The sequence below is a fragment of the Treponema sp. R8-4-B8 genome, assembly GCF_054786175.1.
This window is the reverse complement of sequence record NZ_BDHE01000394.1, coordinates 1-451: the sequence shown is the minus strand read 5'-3', so window position 1 is coordinate 451 and position 451 is coordinate 1. Positions and strand designations below refer to the sequence as shown.

Annotated in this window: 1 protein-coding gene; it reads right to left on the bottom strand. The window is 39.0% G+C overall.

The window, feature by feature from the left end; translation table 11 throughout:
- Positions 1 to 399 (bottom strand): PIN domain-containing protein (locus ACYVRA_RS08930; protein WP_461252359.1); only part of this gene is annotated, 399 nt, incomplete at its 3' end.
- Between the last annotated feature and the right edge of the window lie 52 nt (positions 400 to 451).

Here is a 451-nt window from a genome sequence, read left to right as displayed (position 1 = left end):
GTGCGCCGCGAGGAAAACCTGCAAGATGTGTATAAGAGACAGCTGCATATCTTCGGAATATAAAACCGAGCATTCGCTTTCTAAGGCGGATGCTAATATGAGGCTGTCGTAGTAAGAATAGCCATAACGCCCCTTAATAGAAACCGCGTGCAGAACAGTCATTTCTTCTACGATAGAAATATCACAGAAAATCATGACTTCCTTAACAATACTATTAATGACGTTGTCCGAATAGCGCAACTTATTGAAACAAACGTTGCTAAGTTCGCCTAATACTTGGGTGCTGGTTATACAATGCAAGCGGTTCAATAATTCAAAAGATCGAACTTTCTTATCAATGATATTTGAATACGCATAGACCAGTACATTTGTATCTAAAAATACGCTATCGCCGCTCATTTGCTTCTTCTCTGTTGAATTTGAATTTGGTAGCATCTATAACGACCGAATT